Consider the following 14,579-nt stretch of genomic DNA (forward strand, 5'->3'; position numbering starts at 1 on the left):
TCGGTCCGTTTCCCCGGTCGACCGGGGAAACGCGCACGACACGCCGTACGACACCGGCGTGTCTGCACATTTCCCCGGTCAGCCGGTGAAACGAGCGACTCCTGGTGCCAGTGGGACTACAGCAACCCCCGCGCCTTGAGCGCGAGGTAGTGGTCGGCGAGGGCGGGTGGGAGCTGGTCGGCGTCGGCGTCGACCACGTCGACGCCGAGGGCGCGCAGGAGGCCGGCGGTGCTGCGGCGTCGGCGGATCGCCTGCTCGGCGGCGGCGGCGTCGTACACCTCGTCCAGGGTGCCGCGGCCGGCGGCGAGCTCCTCGAGCGCCGGATCGCGCACGGACGCCAGGACGACCCGGTGGTGCCGGGTCAGGGCCGGCAGGACGGGGAGCAGCCCCTCCTCGACCGCGGCGGGCTCCAGCGGCGTGAGCAGCACGACGAGCGCCCGCTGCCGGCCGAGCGCGCCGACCGCCCCGGCGAGCGTGTCCCAGTCGGCCTCGGCGATCACCGGCTCGAGGTCGGCCATCGCCTCCTGCAGGTGGGCGGCCACGTCGCGCGCTCCGGCGGCGCGCAGCCGGGCGCGCACCCGCCGGTCCCCGGCCACGAGGTCCACCCGGTCGCCTGCCCGCGCCGCGAGCGCGGCGAGGAGCAGCGCCGCGTCCATCGCGGAGTCCAGGCGCGGCACGTCGCCGACCCGTCCCGCGGAGGTGCGCGAGGTGTCGAGCACCAGCACCACCCGCCGGTCCCGCTCGGGCTGCCAGGTCCGCACCACGACCGTGCGGCTGCGCGCGCTGGCGCGCCAGTCGATCGAGCGTACGTCGTCGCCGCGGACGTACTCGCGCAGCGAGTCGAACTCCGTGCCCTGCCCCCGCACGCGTACGGCGGCCCGCCCGTCGAGCTCGCGGAGTCGGGCGAGCCTGCTGGGCAGGTGCTTGCGCGACTCGAACGGCGGCAGCGACCGCACCACGCCGGGCACCTGCCGGGTGTGCTGCCGGGCCGCGAGGCCGAGCGGTCCGCGCAGCCGCACCGTCACCCCGGTGGCGCGCAGGTCCCCGCGCCGCACCGGGCGCAGGGGCGTGCGCAGCACCGCCCGGTCGCCGGGGCGCAGGGCGAGCCGGTGCCGGTTGCCGGTCGCCCCGGCCGTGGGCTGCCACGCGTCACGCACCAGCCCGCGGGCGTGCCGGCCGCCCCCGTAGGTCACCAGCAGCCGGCTCTCTGCCGGCTGGCCGAGCCGTACGGTCCCGACCTCTGCCCGCTCGACCCCCAGCGACCGCGGGGACGCGGCGAGGAGCAGGTCGACCCCGACCAGGAGCGCCACGGCGAGGACCCACAGCCAGACCGTGTCGACCGACGGGCGCAGCACGACCGGGACCACCCCCAGCAGGAGCAGCAGCGGGACCCGCCCGGTGATGGCCACTACCGCGGCACCGGGACCGAGCCGAGCGCGGAGGCCAGCACCTGGGCGACGTCGACGCCCTCGAGCTCGGCCTCGGGCCGCAGCCCGAGCCGGTGCACGAGCGTGGCGTGGGCGAGCGCCTTGACGTCGTCGGGGGTGACGAAGTCGCGCCCCGTCAGCCACGCCCACGCCCGTGCCGACCGCAGCAGCGCCGTCGCCCCGCGCGGGCTGACCCCGAGGCTCAGCGAGGGCGCCTCGCGGGTCGCCCGGGCGATGTCGACGACGTACGCCGCGACCTCGGGGCTGACCTGGACCCGCCCGACCGCGGCGCGGCCGGCCGCGATGTCGTCGGCCCCGGCGACCGCGGTGACCCCGGCAGCAGCGACGTCACGCGGGTCGAAGCCCGCGGCGTGGCGGCGCACGATCTCCAGCTCGGCGGCGCGGTCGGGCACGGGCAGCACCACCTTGAGCAGGAAGCGGTCCAGCTGGGCCTCCGGCAGCGGGTAGGTGCCCTCGTACTCCACCGGGTTCTGGGTCGCGGCGACCAGGAACGGGCGGGGGAGCGGCCGCGAGACGCCGTCGACCGACACCTGCCCCTCCTCCATCGCCTCCAGCAGCGCGGACTGGGTCTTGGGTGGGGTGCGGTTGATCTCGTCGGCGAGCAGCAGGTTGGTGAAGATCGGCCCCTCGCGGAAGGTGAGCTCGCCGCGCTGCCCGTCGATCACCATCGAGCCGGTGATGTCGCCGGGCATCAGGTCCGGGGTGAACTGCACGCGCCGGGTGCCCACGGACAGCGCGCCGGCCAGGGTCCGCACCAGCAGCGTCTTGGCGACGCCGGGGACGCCCTCCATCAGCACGTGGCCGCCGCAGAGCAGCGCGACGAGGAGGCCGGAGACGGCGGCGTCCTGGCCGACGACGGCCTTGGCCACCTCGGTGCGTACGGCGCCCAGCCGGGCGCGGGCGTCCTCGGAGGAGATCTCGGTCATGGTCGGCGTACCTCTCTGTCGAGCTCGGCCAGCGTGCTGGCCAGGGTGATCAGGTCCTGGTCGGTCGCGGGCGGCGGCGCGGCCGGGCCCAGCAGGGCGTCGACCTCGTCGACCGGCCGGCCGGTGTGCCGGGCGAGGTCGCGCACGAGCGCGGCAGGGTCGGCGCCTGGCCCCATCGCCAGGCGGTCGGCCGCCCGATCGCGGGCCGCCGCACGCAGGGCGGCCGCGGCGTGCGCCCGGTCCGCGGCCCGACGGTAGAGCCGGCCCCGGCTCCGGGTGGTCTCGATCGCCTTGACCACCACGGGCAGCGGCTCGGTGGCCAGCGGGCCCAGCCGTCGTGCCCGCCACAGCATCAGCGCGACGACGGCCACGGCCGCCAGCAGCAGGGCCGGGCGGAGCCAGTCCGGGAGGAGGGTCGCGAGGCTGACCCCGTCGTCGCCGACCAGGTCGGAGACGGTCGGGACGTACCAGACCAGCCGGTCACCGCGACCGAGCAGGCGCAGGGCGAGCGCGGCGTCGTCCGCGCGCACCACCTGGTCGTTCGTCAGGGCCTCGCCGGCGCCGAGCAGCACCAGCCCGGGCCGCGGCTCGGCGAGCAACGCGCCGTGCTCGCCGCGGAAGCAGCCGCCGTCGACGGCGTACTCCACCGCGCTGTCGACCTCGACCTCGAGCCCCGCGACGACCGGGTCGGCGCAGTCGGCGGCACGGGGGCCGTCGAGCAGCACGCGGTACGGCGCCGCACGGACCCCGAACGCGCGCACGGTCCCCGGTCCGGGCTCGACGAGCACGAGCCGGGCACCGCCGGCGTGCGCACGCAGCCGCCGGATCGTGCTGCGGCCCAGCTGGTCGGTGGAGGTCACCACGATGGTGGTCTCCCCGTCGACGCGGGTCTGCTCGAGGGCGTCGGCGTCGCGCACCACCGCGACGTCGACGCCCTGGTCGGCGAGCACCCGCGCGACCGCCTGGGCCCCGGCCGGATCGGGATTGTCGGGGTCGAGCGGCGCGGTCCGCGTGGCGCCGCGGCCGGTCAGGGCGACGACCGCGACCGCCACCAGCAGGCCGGCCAGGACCACCAGCGTGGAGCGGTGCCGCGCCAGCCGGCCGGTCACGGCCGGCCCGCCAGGGCGTCGTCGAGCCGGAGCACCTCGGCCGCCTGCTCGGGGGTGGCCGGGCGGTCGCCGTACCTGACCTCGTCGAAGACGGCGGCGGTGCGCGTCACCCGGTCCCGGGCCGGCGGGTGCGCCGCACCGACCGCGGCCGCCACCTCGTGCGCCGTCGCGCCGGGCAGGTCGTCGAGCCGGCCCCTCTCCACCTGGCGCACGGCCAGGGCCCGGAAGCCGTCGACGACGGCGTCGCCGTTGCGGCCCTCGGCCAGGGCGCGCTCGGCCCGGAGCCGCAGCTCGGCTGCGGTCAGCACCTCGTGCTCCGCGACCACCGCGCGGCTGCGCTCGGCACGCGCGGTGCGCCGGGCGCGGCTGAGCAGCCAGGTGAGGCCGAGCGCGAGCAGCAGGAAGGCGACCATGGCGAAGAAGGCCGACAGCGGGGGCGTGCCGGAGGCGGCGCGGACCGTGCCGTCCACGAAGCGGCTGATCCAGTCCATCAGCTGCTGGAGCACGTCGTGGCGGTGGTACTCGGGTCGCAGGAGCTCCCGCTCGAGGAGCCGCTGTGCCTGCTCGGGGGACGGGTCGAGCGGAGGCTCGGTCACGAGATCCCGGCCCGCGCCATCAGCTCGACGTCGTACGCCTCCTTGCGCATCCGCTGGTCGAGGTACTGCAGCGAGGTCACGGCCGCGGTGAACGGGGTCACGAACGCCGTCTGCACCACGCTGCCGAGCGCGGTCAGCACGACCGTGGCCAGCGCGAGGTACTGGCTTGCGGGCACGGCCACGGCGAGGACCTGGGCCGCGATCGTGAAGGGGATGGTCAAGAAGCTGCCGGCCAGCCCGGTGATGATCGCGGTGAGCAGCCCGATCCCCAGCGTCCGCCAGAACTGCTGCCGGGTGAGCCGGAAGCCGCGGCCGATCGCCGCGAGGACGCCGGTCCGCTCGATCATCAGTGCCGGGACCGGCAGGTAGTAGACGCGCACCCACCACCACACGAGCAGCGCGAGGAACGCCGGCACCGTGACGACACCGAAGGCGACCACCAGCGCCGTCGGTGCGACCAGGACGACCACGACCCACACGGCCACGTAGGCCACGACCATCCCGGCGCCCATCAGTCCCAACACCACCGACAGTCCGATCAGCCGCCAGCGGGAGCCGTGGGTCGCCGCCCACGCCTCACCCAGGGAGAGGCGCCGCCCGACCGCCGCAGCGGCGACGACGTGGGCGACCATGCCGGTGACGAACACCAGGCCGAGCGCCTGGAGCAGGGTCCCGACCAGCAGCGCGCCGACCGTGCCGAGCGCGGCGAGCCCCTCGCCGCTCGTGGCGTCGGTGGTGCCGTCCGACGTCAGGTCGACGCTGAAGGTCAAGGCGGCCGTGAGCAGGACCGGCAGGGCCATCGACACCGCGGCGACCAGGACGGCCGAGCCGACGGTCGCCCGGGGGTTGAAGCGGATGATGCGGAACGCCCCGTCGTACATGTCGCCCAGGCCGAGCGGCCGCAGCGGGATCGCACCCGGCTTGTGGGCAGCGCCCAGCATCCCTGGCGGCATCCCCGGCGGCATCCCCGGCGGCACCGCGCCCGGGGGAGGCGGCGCGCCCCAGGCCGGCCGGGCGGGCGCGGGCGGCGGCTGCCAGCCCGGGGGTGGCGGCTGCCACCCGGGCGGCGGATGGGCGTCGTCCCCCGGCACGGGACGACCCTAGTGCTTGGCGAGCCCGCCCGGCAGCACGCACTCGGCGTCGAGGCCGAGGACGTGGTTGAGCCGCCCGAACGCCAGCCACGAGCCCAGGCACATGGACAGCTCGACGATCTCCCGGTCGGAGTACTCGGCCTTCATCCGGGTCCAGAAGCCCTCGTCCAGGCCCTCGTGGTCCAGCGCGTACCGCTCGGCGTACTCGGCTGCGAGGCGGGTGCGGTCGTCGAAGGCCGGGGTGGTGCGCCACTGCTCCACGGCCTCGGCGAAGCCGTCCTCGACCGTCGCGCCGGCACGCTCGGTGCGCCAGTCCTGACAGAAGAGGCAGCCGTTGATCTGCGCGATCCGCAGCCGAGCGGCCTCGAACTCGCGCAGGCCGAGCGTGGAGTGCTCGTAGACGCTCATCGAGAACCTCGAGGCCGCGACGCCGATGTGGGGGACCATCTCGCCCCAGACGTGCATGATGGGGTCCACGCCCTCGGGCAGGTCGACGATCATGGGGCACGATAGCCCGGTTCCTGGAACGTGTTCTACCGACTCGGCGGGCCCGTCGCTGGTTTCGAGACGGGTCGCGCGGCCCCTCGCTCCGCTCGGGTCCGCGCCGACCCTCCTCAACCCGGCACCGGACTCGGGACGCTCCTCGCTACGCTCGGATCCTCCCGCGGTGCTCGGATTTTGTCCTGTGCGCGATCTCTGCCAAGATAGTCCGGTTGCTTCGGCGGGTTGCCGGGGTGCGCACCACATCTTGACTCCTGAATCGCGTCTCCTGATGGTCCGCCATCGAGTGTGTTCAGTGGTCCGGCGTGCGGCCGCACCGAACCTGGAGACCCGATCCGCCCGGCTCGCCCGAGGGTGAGCGGGGTGCCACCAGCACCAGCGAGACAACCCAGCGGTCCGTGTTGTGCCAACCAGCACGACACGCCCGACCGCGGGGGTCGAGCGGCAGGGATGGTGGGAGCAGCCGGGACCGACTCAAGCCCGAGGACGTCCGGACGATGCACGCGGTACTGAACGAGTGAGGACGAGAGAGACCTATGGCGGGACAGAAGATCCGCATCAGGCTCAAGGCCTATGACCACGAGGTGATCGACACCTCGGCGCGCAAGATCGTGGACACGGTCACCCGCACGGGTGCCAAGGTCGCCGGCCCGGTGCCGCTGCCGACCGAGAAGAACGTGTACTGCGTGATCCGCTCGCCCCACAAGTACAAGGACTCCCGCGAGCACTTCGAGATGCGCACCCACAAGCGCCTCATCGACATCATCGACCCCACGCCGAAGACCGTCGACTCGCTGATGCGCCTCGACCTGCCCGCCGGCGTCGACATCGAGATCAAGCTCTGAGGTCTGACATGAGCACTTTCGAACGCAACGTGAAGGGCCTGCTGGGCACCAAGCTCGGCATGACCCAGGTCTGGGACGAGAACAACCGCGTCGTCCCCGTCACCGTCATCGCGGCCGGCACCAACGTCGTGACCCAGGTCCGCACCCCCGAGTCCGACGGCTACAACGCCATCCAGGTCGGCTTCGGCGAGATCGACGGCCGCAAGGTCACCAAGCCGCAGGCTGGCCACTTCGGCAAGGCCGGGGTCACCCCGCGCCGCCACGTGGTCGAGATCCGCACCGCCCTGGCGACCGACTTCACCGTCGGCCAGGAGCTGCCCGTCGACACCTTCGCCGCCGGCGAGGAGATCGACGTGACCGGCACCAGCAAGGGCAAGGGCTTCGCGGGCACCATGAAGCGGCACGGCTTCGCCGGCGTCTCCGCCTCGCACGGTGCGCACCGCAACCACCGCAAGCCGGGCTCGATCGGCGCCTGCGCGACCCCCGGTCGCGTGTTCAAGGGCGTCCGGATGGCCGGCCGGATGGGCACGGACACCGTGACGACCCAGAACGTCACCGTCCACGCCGTCGACGCCGAGAAGGGCCTGATCCTGCTCAAGGGCGCCGTTCCCGGCCCCAAGGGTGGTCTCGTGGTCCTGCGCTCGGCCGCCAAGAGCTCTCTCACTTCTGGCAAGGAGGCCTGAGCATGGCTACCGAGAAGTCCGCCGAGAAGGCGCCCGCGAAGAAGACCGCCGCGAAGAAGACGGCCGGAGCCCCCAAGGTGGCGAAGGTCGACCTCCCCGCGGAGATCTTCGACGTCGAGGTCAACGTCCCGCTGATCCACCAGGTCGTCGTGGCCCAGCAGGCCGCCGCGCGCCAGGGCACCCACGCCACCAAGACCCGCGGCGACGTCCGCGGCGGTGGCAAGAAGCCGTACAAGCAGAAGGGCACCGGTCGCGCCCGCCAGGGCTCGACCCGCGCCCCGCAGTTCGCCGGCGGTGGCACCGTCCACGGCCCGCAGCCGCGCAAGTACGACCAGCGCACGCCCAAGAAGATGAAGGCTGCCGCGCTCCGCGGTGCGCTGTCCGACCGGGCCCGCAACGACCGCATCCACGTCGTGGACGCACTGGTCGGCTCCGAGACCCCCTCGACCAAGGCCGCCCTGGCCGCGCTGTCGACGGTCTCCGACCGCCGCAACTTCCTCGTGGTGCTCGAGCGCAACGACTCCGTGACCTGGCTGTCGCTGCGCAACGCCCCCGAGGTGCACATCGTGGCGGTCGACCAGCTCAACACCTACGACGTGCTGGCCGCTGACGACGTCGTCTTCACCCGGGGCGCCTACGACGCCCTCGTCGGTGGCGCGACCGCCGGCGCCCAGGCCGAGGCCACCGAGGAGGCGGCGAAGTGAGCACCCTGCACAAGGACCACCGCGACATCCTGCTCGCGCCGGTCGTCTCCGAGAAGAGCTACAGCCTGCTCGACGCGAACAAGTACACGTTCCTGGTGCACCCGGACGCCAACAAGACCGAGATCAAGATCGCGGTCGAGAAGGTGTTCAACGTCAAGGTGACGTCGGTGAACACGATCAACCGCCCGGGCAAGACGCGTCGCACGCGCAACGGGATCGGCAAGCGCAAGGACACCAAGCGCGCGATCGTCAGCCTCGCCGAGGGCGACCGCATCGACATCTTCGGGGGTCCGGTCTCCTGACCGGCCGCCCGAGGAAGAGGACTGAGAAGACATGGCTATCCGCAAGTACAAGCCGACTACCCCGGGCCGTCGCGGCTCGTCGGTCGCCGACTTCGTCGAGATCACCCGGACGACCCCGGAGAAGTCGCTGACCCGCCCGCTGCCCAAGAAGGGTGGCCGCAACAACCAGGGCCGGATCACCACCCGGCACCAGGGCGGCGGCCACAAGCGGGCGTACCGGATCATCGACTTCCGTCGCTACGACAAGGACGGCGTGCCGGCCAAGGTCGCGCACATCGAGTACGACCCGAACCGCACCGCCCGGATCGCGCTGCTGCACTACGTCGACGGCGAGAAGCGCTACATCATCGCGCCGAAGGACCTGACGCAGGGCACCCGCGTCGAGTCCGGCCCGAACGCCGACATCAAGCCCGGCAACAACCTGCCGCTGCGCAACATCCCGGTCGGCACGACGATCCACTGCGTGGAGCTGCGTCCCGGCGGCGGCGCGAAGATCGCCCGCTCGGCCGGCAACAGCGCCCAGCTGGTCGCCCGCGAGGGCAGCCGCGCCACGCTGCGCATGCCCTCGGGCGAGATGCGCTTCGTCGACGTCCGCTGCCGCGCGACGGTCGGCGAGGTCGGCAACGCCGAGCAGTCGAACATCAACTGGGGCAAGGCCGGCCGGATGCGCTGGAAGGGCAAGCGCCCGACCGTCCGCGGTGTCGTCATGAACCCCGTCGACCACCCGCACGGCGGTGGTGAGGGCAAGACCTCCGGTGGTCGCCACCCGGTCTCGCCGTGGGGCAAGCCCGAGGGCCGCACGCGCAAGCGCAAGGCCTCCGACTCCCAGATCATCCGCCGTCGCAAGTCCGGCAAGGGTAGGAAGTAGCGAAAGATGCCTCGCAGCCTGAAGAAGGGTCCCTTCGTCGACGACCACCTGCAGAAGAAGGTGGACGCCGAGAACGAGAAGGGCACGCACAACGTCATCAAGACCTGGTCGCGTCGCTCGATGATCGTGCCGGACATGATCGGCCACACGATCGCCGTCCACGACGGTCGCAAGCACGTGCCGGTCTTCGTGACCGACGCCATGGTCGGCCACAAGCTCGGGGAGTTCGCTCCCACCCGCACCTACCGCGGGCACGTCAAGGAAGACCGGAAGGGGCGCCGTCGATGAGCACCACCGACCGCCAGCGCGTCAGCGCGCGCCGCGAGTCGCTGCTCGGCGACCAGCCGGGCGCGTTCGCGAGCGCCCGCTACTCGCGGATCACCCCGATGAAGGCCCGCCGTGTCGTCGACATGGTTCGCGGGCTCCCCGTCGACGAGGCCCTGGCGCTGCTGCAGTTCGCGCCGCAGGCCGCCTCCGAGACCGTCTACAAGGTGCTGGAGAGCGCGATCGCCAACGCCGAGACCACCGAGGGTCTCGAGCGCGGCGACCTGGTCGTCTCCGGTGCCCAGGTGGACGAGGGCCCGACGATGAAGCGCTGGCGCCCGCGCGCCCAGGGCCGGGCGACCCGGATCAACAAGCGGACCAGCCACATCACGCTGGTCGTGCAGCCGGCCGAGGTCGTCGCTGCGAAGAAGGGTGGAAAGTAACTCATGGGTCAGAAGATCAACCCGAACGGCTTCCGCCTGGGCATCTCGACCGACCACAAGAGCCGTTGGTACGCCGACAAGCTCTACAAGTCGTACGTCGGCGAGGACGTCGCGATCCGCAAGCTGCTCTCCAAGGGCATGGAGCGGGCCGGCATCTCCAAGGTGGAGATCGAGCGGACCCGTGACCGGGTGCGGGTGGACATCCACACCGCCCGGCCGGGCATCGTCATCGGTCGCCGCGGCGCCGAGGCCGACCGCATCCGCACCGAGCTGGAGAAGCTCACCGGCAAGCAGGTCCAGCTGAACATCCTCGAGGTCAAGAACCCCGAGATCGACGCCCAGCTGGTCGCCCAGGGTGTGGCCGAGCAGCTGTCGGGCCGCGTCCAGTTCCGGCGCGCGATGCGCAAGGCGATGCAGACCGCGATGCGCTCGGGTGCCAAGGGCATTCGGATCCAGTGCTCCGGCCGGCTCAACGGCGCCGAGATGTCGCGCACCGAGTTCTACCGCGAGGGCCGCGTGCCGCTGCACACCCTGCGCGCGGACATCGACTACGGGTTCTACGAGGCCCGCACGACCTTCGGCCGGATCGGCGTGAAGGTCTGGATCTACAAGGGCGAGGTCGCCGGCACCCGTGCCGAGCGCCAGGCCCAGGCCGCCGCCCGCGCCGGGGTCCCCGGTCGCGGTGGTCGTCCGCAGCGTGGCGGGGACCGCCCGAGCCGTGGCTCGCGCGGTGACCGTCCCTCGCGCGCCGACCGCGGTGGCGACGCTCCCGCCGTGACCGAGGCCCCCGCCGGTGGCGACACCGCACAGGCCACCACCACGGCTGAGACCCAGGAGGGCTGACCCATGCTGATGCCCCGTCGTGTCAAGCACCGCAAGCAGCACCACCCCAAGCGGACCGGTGCGGCCAAGGGTGGCACCCGGCTCGCGTTCGGCGACTTCGGGATCCAGGCGGTCGAGGGTCACTACGTGACCAACCGCCAGATCGAGTCCGCCCGTATCGCGATGACCCGTCACATCAAGCGTGGCGGCAAGGTGTGGATCAACATCTACCCGGACCGACCGCTGACCAAGAAGCCCGCCGAGACCCGCATGGGCTCCGGCAAGGGCTCGCCGGAGTGGTGGGTCGCCAACGTCAAGCCCGGTCGCGTCATGTTCGAGCTGTCCGGCGTCAGCGAGGACGTCGCCCGCGAGGCGATGCGCCGCGCGATGCACAAGCTCCCCATGAAGTGCCGTTTCGTCTCCCGTGAGGCAGGTGAATTCTGATGGCCGTCAAGGCACATGAGCTCGACGAGCTGAACGCCATCGACCTGGAGGCCCGCCTCCGCGAGGCCAAGGAGGAGCTGTTCAACCTCCGCTTCCAGGCGGCCACCGGTCAGCTGGAGAGCCACGGCCGGCTCCGCACGGTCAAGAAGGACATCGCCCGGATCTACACCGTGGTGCGTGAGCGCGAGCTCGGCATCCGGACCGCGCCGGGCTCGAGCAACGAGGACGAGAAGTGAGCACCTCCGAGAGCACGGCCACCGACCGCAACAGCCGCAAGGTCCGCGAGGGCCTGGTCGTGAGCGACAAGATGGACAAGACCGTCGTCGTGTCCGTCGAGGACCGCGTCAAGCACGCGCTCTACGGCAAGGTCATGCGGCGGACCTCGAAGCTCAAGGCCCACGACGAGACCAACGCCTGCGGCGTCGGCGACCGCGTGCTCCTCATGGAGACCCGGCCGCTGTCGGCCACCAAGCGCTGGCGGGTCGTCGAGATCCTCGAGCGCGCGAAGTAAGCCACCCGGGCGCCGCCCGGAATCCAACTCAGGGTTCGGCCAGGCTCGCCGCCCCAGTGCGGTGAGAACCGGCACGACATAGGAGAAACGAATGATTCAGCAGGAGTCGCGACTCAAGGTCGCCGACAACACCGGTGCGAAGGAGATCCTCTGCATCCGTGTCCTCGGTGGCTCGGGTCGGCGCTACGCCGGGATCGGCGACGTCATCGTCGCGACCGTGAAGGACGCGATCCCCGGTGGCAACGTCAAGAAGGGCGACGTCGTCAAGGCCGTGGTCGTGCGCACCGTCAAGGAGCGCCGCCGCCCCGACGGCTCGTACATCCGCTTCGACGAGAACGCCGCGGTGATCCTCAAGAACGACGGCGAGCCGCGAGGCACCCGCATCTTCGGCCCCGTGGGCCGCGAGCTGCGGGAGAAGAAGTTCATGAAGATCATCTCGCTGGCGCCGGAGGTGCTCTGAGCCATGGGGAAGAACAGCGTGAACATCAAGAAGGGTGACACCGTCAAGGTGATCGCCGGCAAGGACAAGGGTGCCGAGGGCAAGGTCATCCAGGTGCTCCGCGAGGAGCAGCGGGTGATCGTCGAGGGCGTCAACCGGGTCAAGCGGCACACCAAGGTCGTCAACCAGGGCGGCCGCGCCGGCACCACCGGCGGCATCATCACGACCGAGGCGCCGATCCACGTGTCCAACGTGATGCTCGTCGAGGGCAAGGGCGTGACCCGCATCGGCTTCCGTCGCGACAAGGTCACCAAGCGCCGTCCCGACGGCTCGACCTACGAGGCGGAGCGCTCCGTGCGCATCTCCCGCAAGACCGGCAAGGAAATCTGATGACCGAGACCCAGACCACCGCTGCCGCGGCGCCGCGTCTCAAGACGCGCTACCGCGAGGAGATCCTCCCCGCCCTGCGGTCGGAGTTCGACATCCAGAACGTCATGCAGGTGCCCGGCCTGACCAAGATCGTGGTCAACATGGGCGTCGGCGAGGCGGCTCGCGACTCGAAGCTGATCGAGGGTGCGGTCAAGGACCTCACCGCGATCACCGGCCAGAAGCCGCTGGTGACCAAGGCCCGCAAGTCGATCGCGCAGTTCAAGCTCCGCGAGGGCATGCCGATCGGCGCGCACACCACGCTGCGTGGCGACCGGATGTGGGAGTTCCTCGACCGCCTGCTGTCGCTCGCGCTCCCGCGCATCCGCGACTTCCGGGGCCTGAACCCGAACCAGTTCGACGGTCGCGGCAACTACACCTTCGGTCTCACCGAGCAGGTCATGTTCCACGAGATCGACCAGGACCGGATCGACCGGTCGCGCGGCATGGACATCACGATCGTCACCACCGCCACCAACGACGAGCAGGGTCGCGCGCTGTTGAAGCAGCTCGGCTTCCCGTTCAAGGAGAACTGACATGGCGAAGACTGCTCTGAAGGTGAAGGCGGCGCGCAAGCCGAAGTTCGCGGTGCGCGGCTACACCCGCTGCCAGCGCTGCGGCCGGCCCAAGGCCGTCTACCGCAAGTTCGGCCTGTGCCGCATCTGCCTGCGGGAGATGGCACACCGCGGCGAGCTGCCCGGCGTCACCAAGTCCTCCTGGTAATCACTCAAACGCGTTGAAGGTCGCCTGGCCGTGAGCGAGGCGAAACCACGACGAGAAAGACACACATCATGACGATGACCGACCCGATCGCAGACATGCTGACCCGTCTGCGCAACGCCAACCAGGCGTACCACGACGCGGTGACCATGCCGTACAGCAAGCTGAAGCAGGGCGTCGCGGAGATCCTCCAGCAGGAGGGCTACATCACCTCGTTCGAGGTGAAGGACCCGGCCGAGGGCGAGGTGGGCAAGACCCTGACCATCACCCTCAAGTACGGCCGCAACCGGGAGCGCTCCATCGCGGGCGTGCGCCGGATCAGCAAGCCCGGCCTGCGGGTGTACGCCAAGCACACGGGTCTGCCGAAGGTCCTCGGTGGCCTGGGCGTCGCGATCATCTCGACGAGCCAGGGCCTGCTGACCGACCGCCAGGCCAACCAGAAGGGCGTGGGTGGGGAAGTCCTCGCCTACGTCTGGTGACGACGAGAGCTGCGAAGGAGTAGAAGAGCATGTCGCGCATTGGCAAGCTTCCGATCGCGGTCCCGTCCGGCGTGGACGTCGCGATCGACGGCGCACACGTGACGGTGAAGGGGCCCAAGGGCACCCTCAGCCACACCGTGGCCGCACCCATCACGGTCGAGAAGGGCGACGGCGTCCTGGACGTCCGGCGTCCTGACGACGAGCGTCAGAGCAAGGCCCTCCACGGCCTCACCCGGACCCTGGTCAACAACATGGTCGTCGGCGTGACCGAGGGCTACGAGAAGAAGCTCGAGATCGTGGGCGTCGGCTACCGCGTCCTGTCCAAGGGTCCGACCCAGCTGGAGTTCCAGCTCGGGTACTCCCACCCCATCACGTTCAACGCCCCCGAGGGCATCACGTTCTCGGTCGACGGCCCGACCCGCCTCGGCGTCCAGGGCATCGACAAGCAGCTCGTCGGCGAGGTGGCGGCGAACATCCGCAAGCTGCGCAAGCCCGAGCCGTACAAGGGCAAGGGCGTTCGCTACGCGGGTGAGCACATCCGTCGCAAGGTCGGAAAGGCTGGTAAGTGATGGCCATCTCGCTGTCGAACAACAAGCACACGGCGTCGCGCACCAAGTCGCGGCTGCGCCGGCAGGTGCGCGGCCGCAAGAAGGTCGCCGGCACCCCGGACCGCCCGCGCCTGGTCGTGACCCGGTCCGCGAAGCACATCTCGGTCCAGGTCGTCGACGACCTGGCCGGCAAGACGCTGGCGTCGGCCTCGACCATGGAGTCGGACCTGCGTGGCTTCAGTGGCGACAAGACCGCCAAGGCCAAGAAGGTCGGCGAGCTGGTCGCGGAGCGGGCCAAGTCGGCCGGCATCGACGGCGTGGTCTTCGACCGCGCCGGCAACAAGTACCACGGTCGCGTCGCGGCCCTGGCCGACGGCGCCCGCGAGGGCGGCCTGAGCTTCTAGATCGCA

Annotated in this window: 24 protein-coding genes; 18 read left to right on the top strand and 6 right to left on the bottom strand. The window is 71.5% G+C overall.

The window, feature by feature from the left end; translation table 11 throughout:
* Positions 1 to 116: 116 nt before the first annotated feature.
* Genes ACILRH_RS04345 through ACILRH_RS04370 form a run of 6 tightly spaced genes read right to left on the bottom strand, consistent with a single transcriptional unit; the run spans position 117 to position 5,671 of the window.
* Positions 117 to 1,409 (bottom strand): DUF58 domain-containing protein, encoded by a 1,293-nt coding sequence (locus tag ACILRH_RS04345; protein ID WP_395691060.1) that lies wholly within the window; start codon positions 1,407 to 1,409, stop codon positions 117 to 119.
* On the bottom strand, positions 1,409 to 2,374 hold the full coding sequence (locus ACILRH_RS04350) for an AAA family ATPase (protein ID WP_395691061.1): 966 nt from the start codon (positions 2,372 to 2,374) through the stop codon (positions 1,409 to 1,411). Before ACILRH_RS04350 ends, ACILRH_RS04345 begins: the two co-directional genes overlap by 1 nt.
* Positions 2,371 to 3,483 carry a DUF4350 domain-containing protein gene (locus ACILRH_RS04355; RefSeq protein ID WP_395691063.1) on the bottom strand — a complete coding sequence of 371 codons (1,113 nt, stop codon included), beginning with the start codon at positions 3,481 to 3,483 and terminating at the stop codon, positions 2,371 to 2,373. Before ACILRH_RS04355 ends, ACILRH_RS04350 begins: the two co-directional genes overlap by 4 nt.
* Complete coding sequence (locus tag ACILRH_RS04360; RefSeq protein WP_395691064.1) at positions 3,480 to 4,079, bottom strand: DUF4129 domain-containing protein; 600 nt, start codon at positions 4,077 to 4,079, stop codon at positions 3,480 to 3,482. The genes ACILRH_RS04355 and ACILRH_RS04360 overlap by 4 nt, the downstream gene beginning before the upstream one ends.
* Entirely contained in the window at positions 4,076 to 5,170 is a 1,095-nt protein-coding gene (locus tag ACILRH_RS04365; protein ID WP_395691066.1) for a hypothetical protein, read from the bottom strand. Before ACILRH_RS04365 ends, ACILRH_RS04360 begins: the two co-directional genes overlap by 4 nt.
* Positions 5,171 to 5,179: 9 nt before the next feature.
* A complete protein-coding gene (locus ACILRH_RS04370) occupies positions 5,180 to 5,671 on the bottom strand; it encodes a carboxymuconolactone decarboxylase family protein (protein ID WP_395691067.1) in 492 nt (163 codons plus the stop codon).
* 536 nt (positions 5,672 to 6,207) lie between these two features.
* Between ACILRH_RS04370 and rpsJ the strand changes: the two genes are divergently transcribed.
* From rpsJ to rplR, 18 genes are all read left to right on the top strand, one after another.
* Entirely contained in the window at positions 6,208 to 6,516 is a 309-nt protein-coding gene (gene rpsJ / locus ACILRH_RS04375; protein ID WP_008360994.1) for a 30S ribosomal protein S10, read from the top strand.
* 8 nt (positions 6,517 to 6,524) lie between these two features.
* Positions 6,525 to 7,199 (top strand): 50S ribosomal protein L3, encoded by a 675-nt coding sequence (gene rplC / locus ACILRH_RS04380; protein WP_395691069.1) that lies wholly within the window; start codon positions 6,525 to 6,527, stop codon positions 7,197 to 7,199.
* Between the two features lie 2 nt (positions 7,200 to 7,201).
* A complete protein-coding gene (gene rplD, locus ACILRH_RS04385; protein WP_395691071.1) occupies positions 7,202 to 7,903 on the top strand; it encodes a 50S ribosomal protein L4 in 702 nt (233 codons plus the stop codon).
* Positions 7,900 to 8,205 carry a 50S ribosomal protein L23 gene (gene rplW, locus ACILRH_RS04390; protein ID WP_224123994.1) on the top strand — a complete coding sequence of 102 codons (306 nt, stop codon included), beginning with the start codon at positions 7,900 to 7,902 and terminating at the stop codon, positions 8,203 to 8,205. Before rplD ends, rplW begins: the two co-directional genes overlap by 4 nt.
* 31 nt (positions 8,206 to 8,236) lie before the next feature.
* Positions 8,237 to 9,073, top strand: coding sequence for a 50S ribosomal protein L2 (gene rplB, locus ACILRH_RS04395; protein ID WP_395659561.1), 837 nt, complete (start codon positions 8,237 to 8,239; stop codon positions 9,071 to 9,073).
* A 6-nt stretch (positions 9,074 to 9,079) separates the two neighbouring features.
* Positions 9,080 to 9,361: a 30S ribosomal protein S19 gene (rpsS, locus tag ACILRH_RS04400; RefSeq protein ID WP_343909183.1), complete on the top strand. Its 282-nt coding sequence runs from the start codon at positions 9,080 to 9,082 to the stop codon at positions 9,359 to 9,361.
* Positions 9,358 to 9,780, top strand: a complete 423-nt coding sequence (rplV, locus tag ACILRH_RS04405) for a 50S ribosomal protein L22 (protein WP_395691073.1) — start codon at positions 9,358 to 9,360, stop codon at positions 9,778 to 9,780. The genes rpsS and rplV overlap by 4 nt, the downstream gene beginning before the upstream one ends.
* Positions 9,781 to 9,783: 3 nt before the next feature.
* Positions 9,784 to 10,623 carry a 30S ribosomal protein S3 gene (gene rpsC / locus ACILRH_RS04410; protein ID WP_395691074.1) on the top strand — a complete coding sequence of 280 codons (840 nt, stop codon included), beginning with the start codon at positions 9,784 to 9,786 and terminating at the stop codon, positions 10,621 to 10,623.
* Between the two features lie 3 nt (positions 10,624 to 10,626).
* Positions 10,627 to 11,046 (top strand): 50S ribosomal protein L16, encoded by a 420-nt coding sequence (gene rplP / locus ACILRH_RS04415; RefSeq protein WP_378562128.1) that lies wholly within the window; start codon positions 10,627 to 10,629, stop codon positions 11,044 to 11,046.
* A complete protein-coding gene (rpmC, locus tag ACILRH_RS04420) occupies positions 11,040 to 11,282 on the top strand; it encodes a 50S ribosomal protein L29 (protein ID WP_395691210.1) in 243 nt (80 codons plus the stop codon). Before rplP ends, rpmC begins: the two co-directional genes overlap by 7 nt.
* Positions 11,279 to 11,557: a 30S ribosomal protein S17 gene (gene rpsQ, locus ACILRH_RS04425; protein WP_395691076.1), complete on the top strand. Its 279-nt coding sequence runs from the start codon at positions 11,279 to 11,281 to the stop codon at positions 11,555 to 11,557. The genes rpmC and rpsQ overlap by 4 nt, the downstream gene beginning before the upstream one ends.
* 91 nt (positions 11,558 to 11,648) lie before the next feature.
* A complete protein-coding gene (gene rplN / locus ACILRH_RS04430; RefSeq protein WP_011757324.1) occupies positions 11,649 to 12,017 on the top strand; it encodes a 50S ribosomal protein L14 in 369 nt (122 codons plus the stop codon).
* Positions 12,018 to 12,020: 3 nt separating this feature from the next.
* The gene (gene rplX, locus ACILRH_RS04435) at positions 12,021 to 12,386 is read left to right on the top strand and encodes a 50S ribosomal protein L24 (RefSeq protein ID WP_395691078.1); all 366 of its coding nucleotides are present in this window, start codon (positions 12,021 to 12,023) and stop codon (positions 12,384 to 12,386) included.
* A complete protein-coding gene (rplE, locus tag ACILRH_RS04440) occupies positions 12,386 to 12,958 on the top strand; it encodes a 50S ribosomal protein L5 (RefSeq protein WP_395691080.1) in 573 nt (190 codons plus the stop codon). The genes rplX and rplE overlap by 1 nt, the downstream gene beginning before the upstream one ends.
* A 1-nt stretch (position 12,959) precedes the next feature.
* Complete coding sequence (locus ACILRH_RS04445) at positions 12,960 to 13,145, top strand: type Z 30S ribosomal protein S14 (RefSeq protein ID WP_011757321.1); 186 nt, start codon at positions 12,960 to 12,962, stop codon at positions 13,143 to 13,145.
* 68 nt (positions 13,146 to 13,213) lie between these two features.
* Positions 13,214 to 13,621: a 30S ribosomal protein S8 gene (rpsH, locus tag ACILRH_RS04450; protein ID WP_395691081.1), complete on the top strand. Its 408-nt coding sequence runs from the start codon at positions 13,214 to 13,216 to the stop codon at positions 13,619 to 13,621.
* Positions 13,622 to 13,650: 29 nt separating this feature from the next.
* Positions 13,651 to 14,190 carry a 50S ribosomal protein L6 gene (rplF, locus tag ACILRH_RS04455; RefSeq protein ID WP_395691083.1) on the top strand — a complete coding sequence of 180 codons (540 nt, stop codon included), beginning with the start codon at positions 13,651 to 13,653 and terminating at the stop codon, positions 14,188 to 14,190.
* A complete protein-coding gene (rplR, locus tag ACILRH_RS04460; protein ID WP_395691084.1) occupies positions 14,190 to 14,573 on the top strand; it encodes a 50S ribosomal protein L18 in 384 nt (127 codons plus the stop codon). The genes rplF and rplR overlap by 1 nt, the downstream gene beginning before the upstream one ends.
* The last annotated feature ends 6 nt before the right edge of the window (positions 14,574 to 14,579 follow it).

Origin of the sequence: Nocardioides sp. (assembly GCF_044226765.1) — a bacterium.
Lineage (GTDB): Bacteria > Actinomycetota > Actinomycetes > Propionibacteriales > Nocardioidaceae > Nocardioides.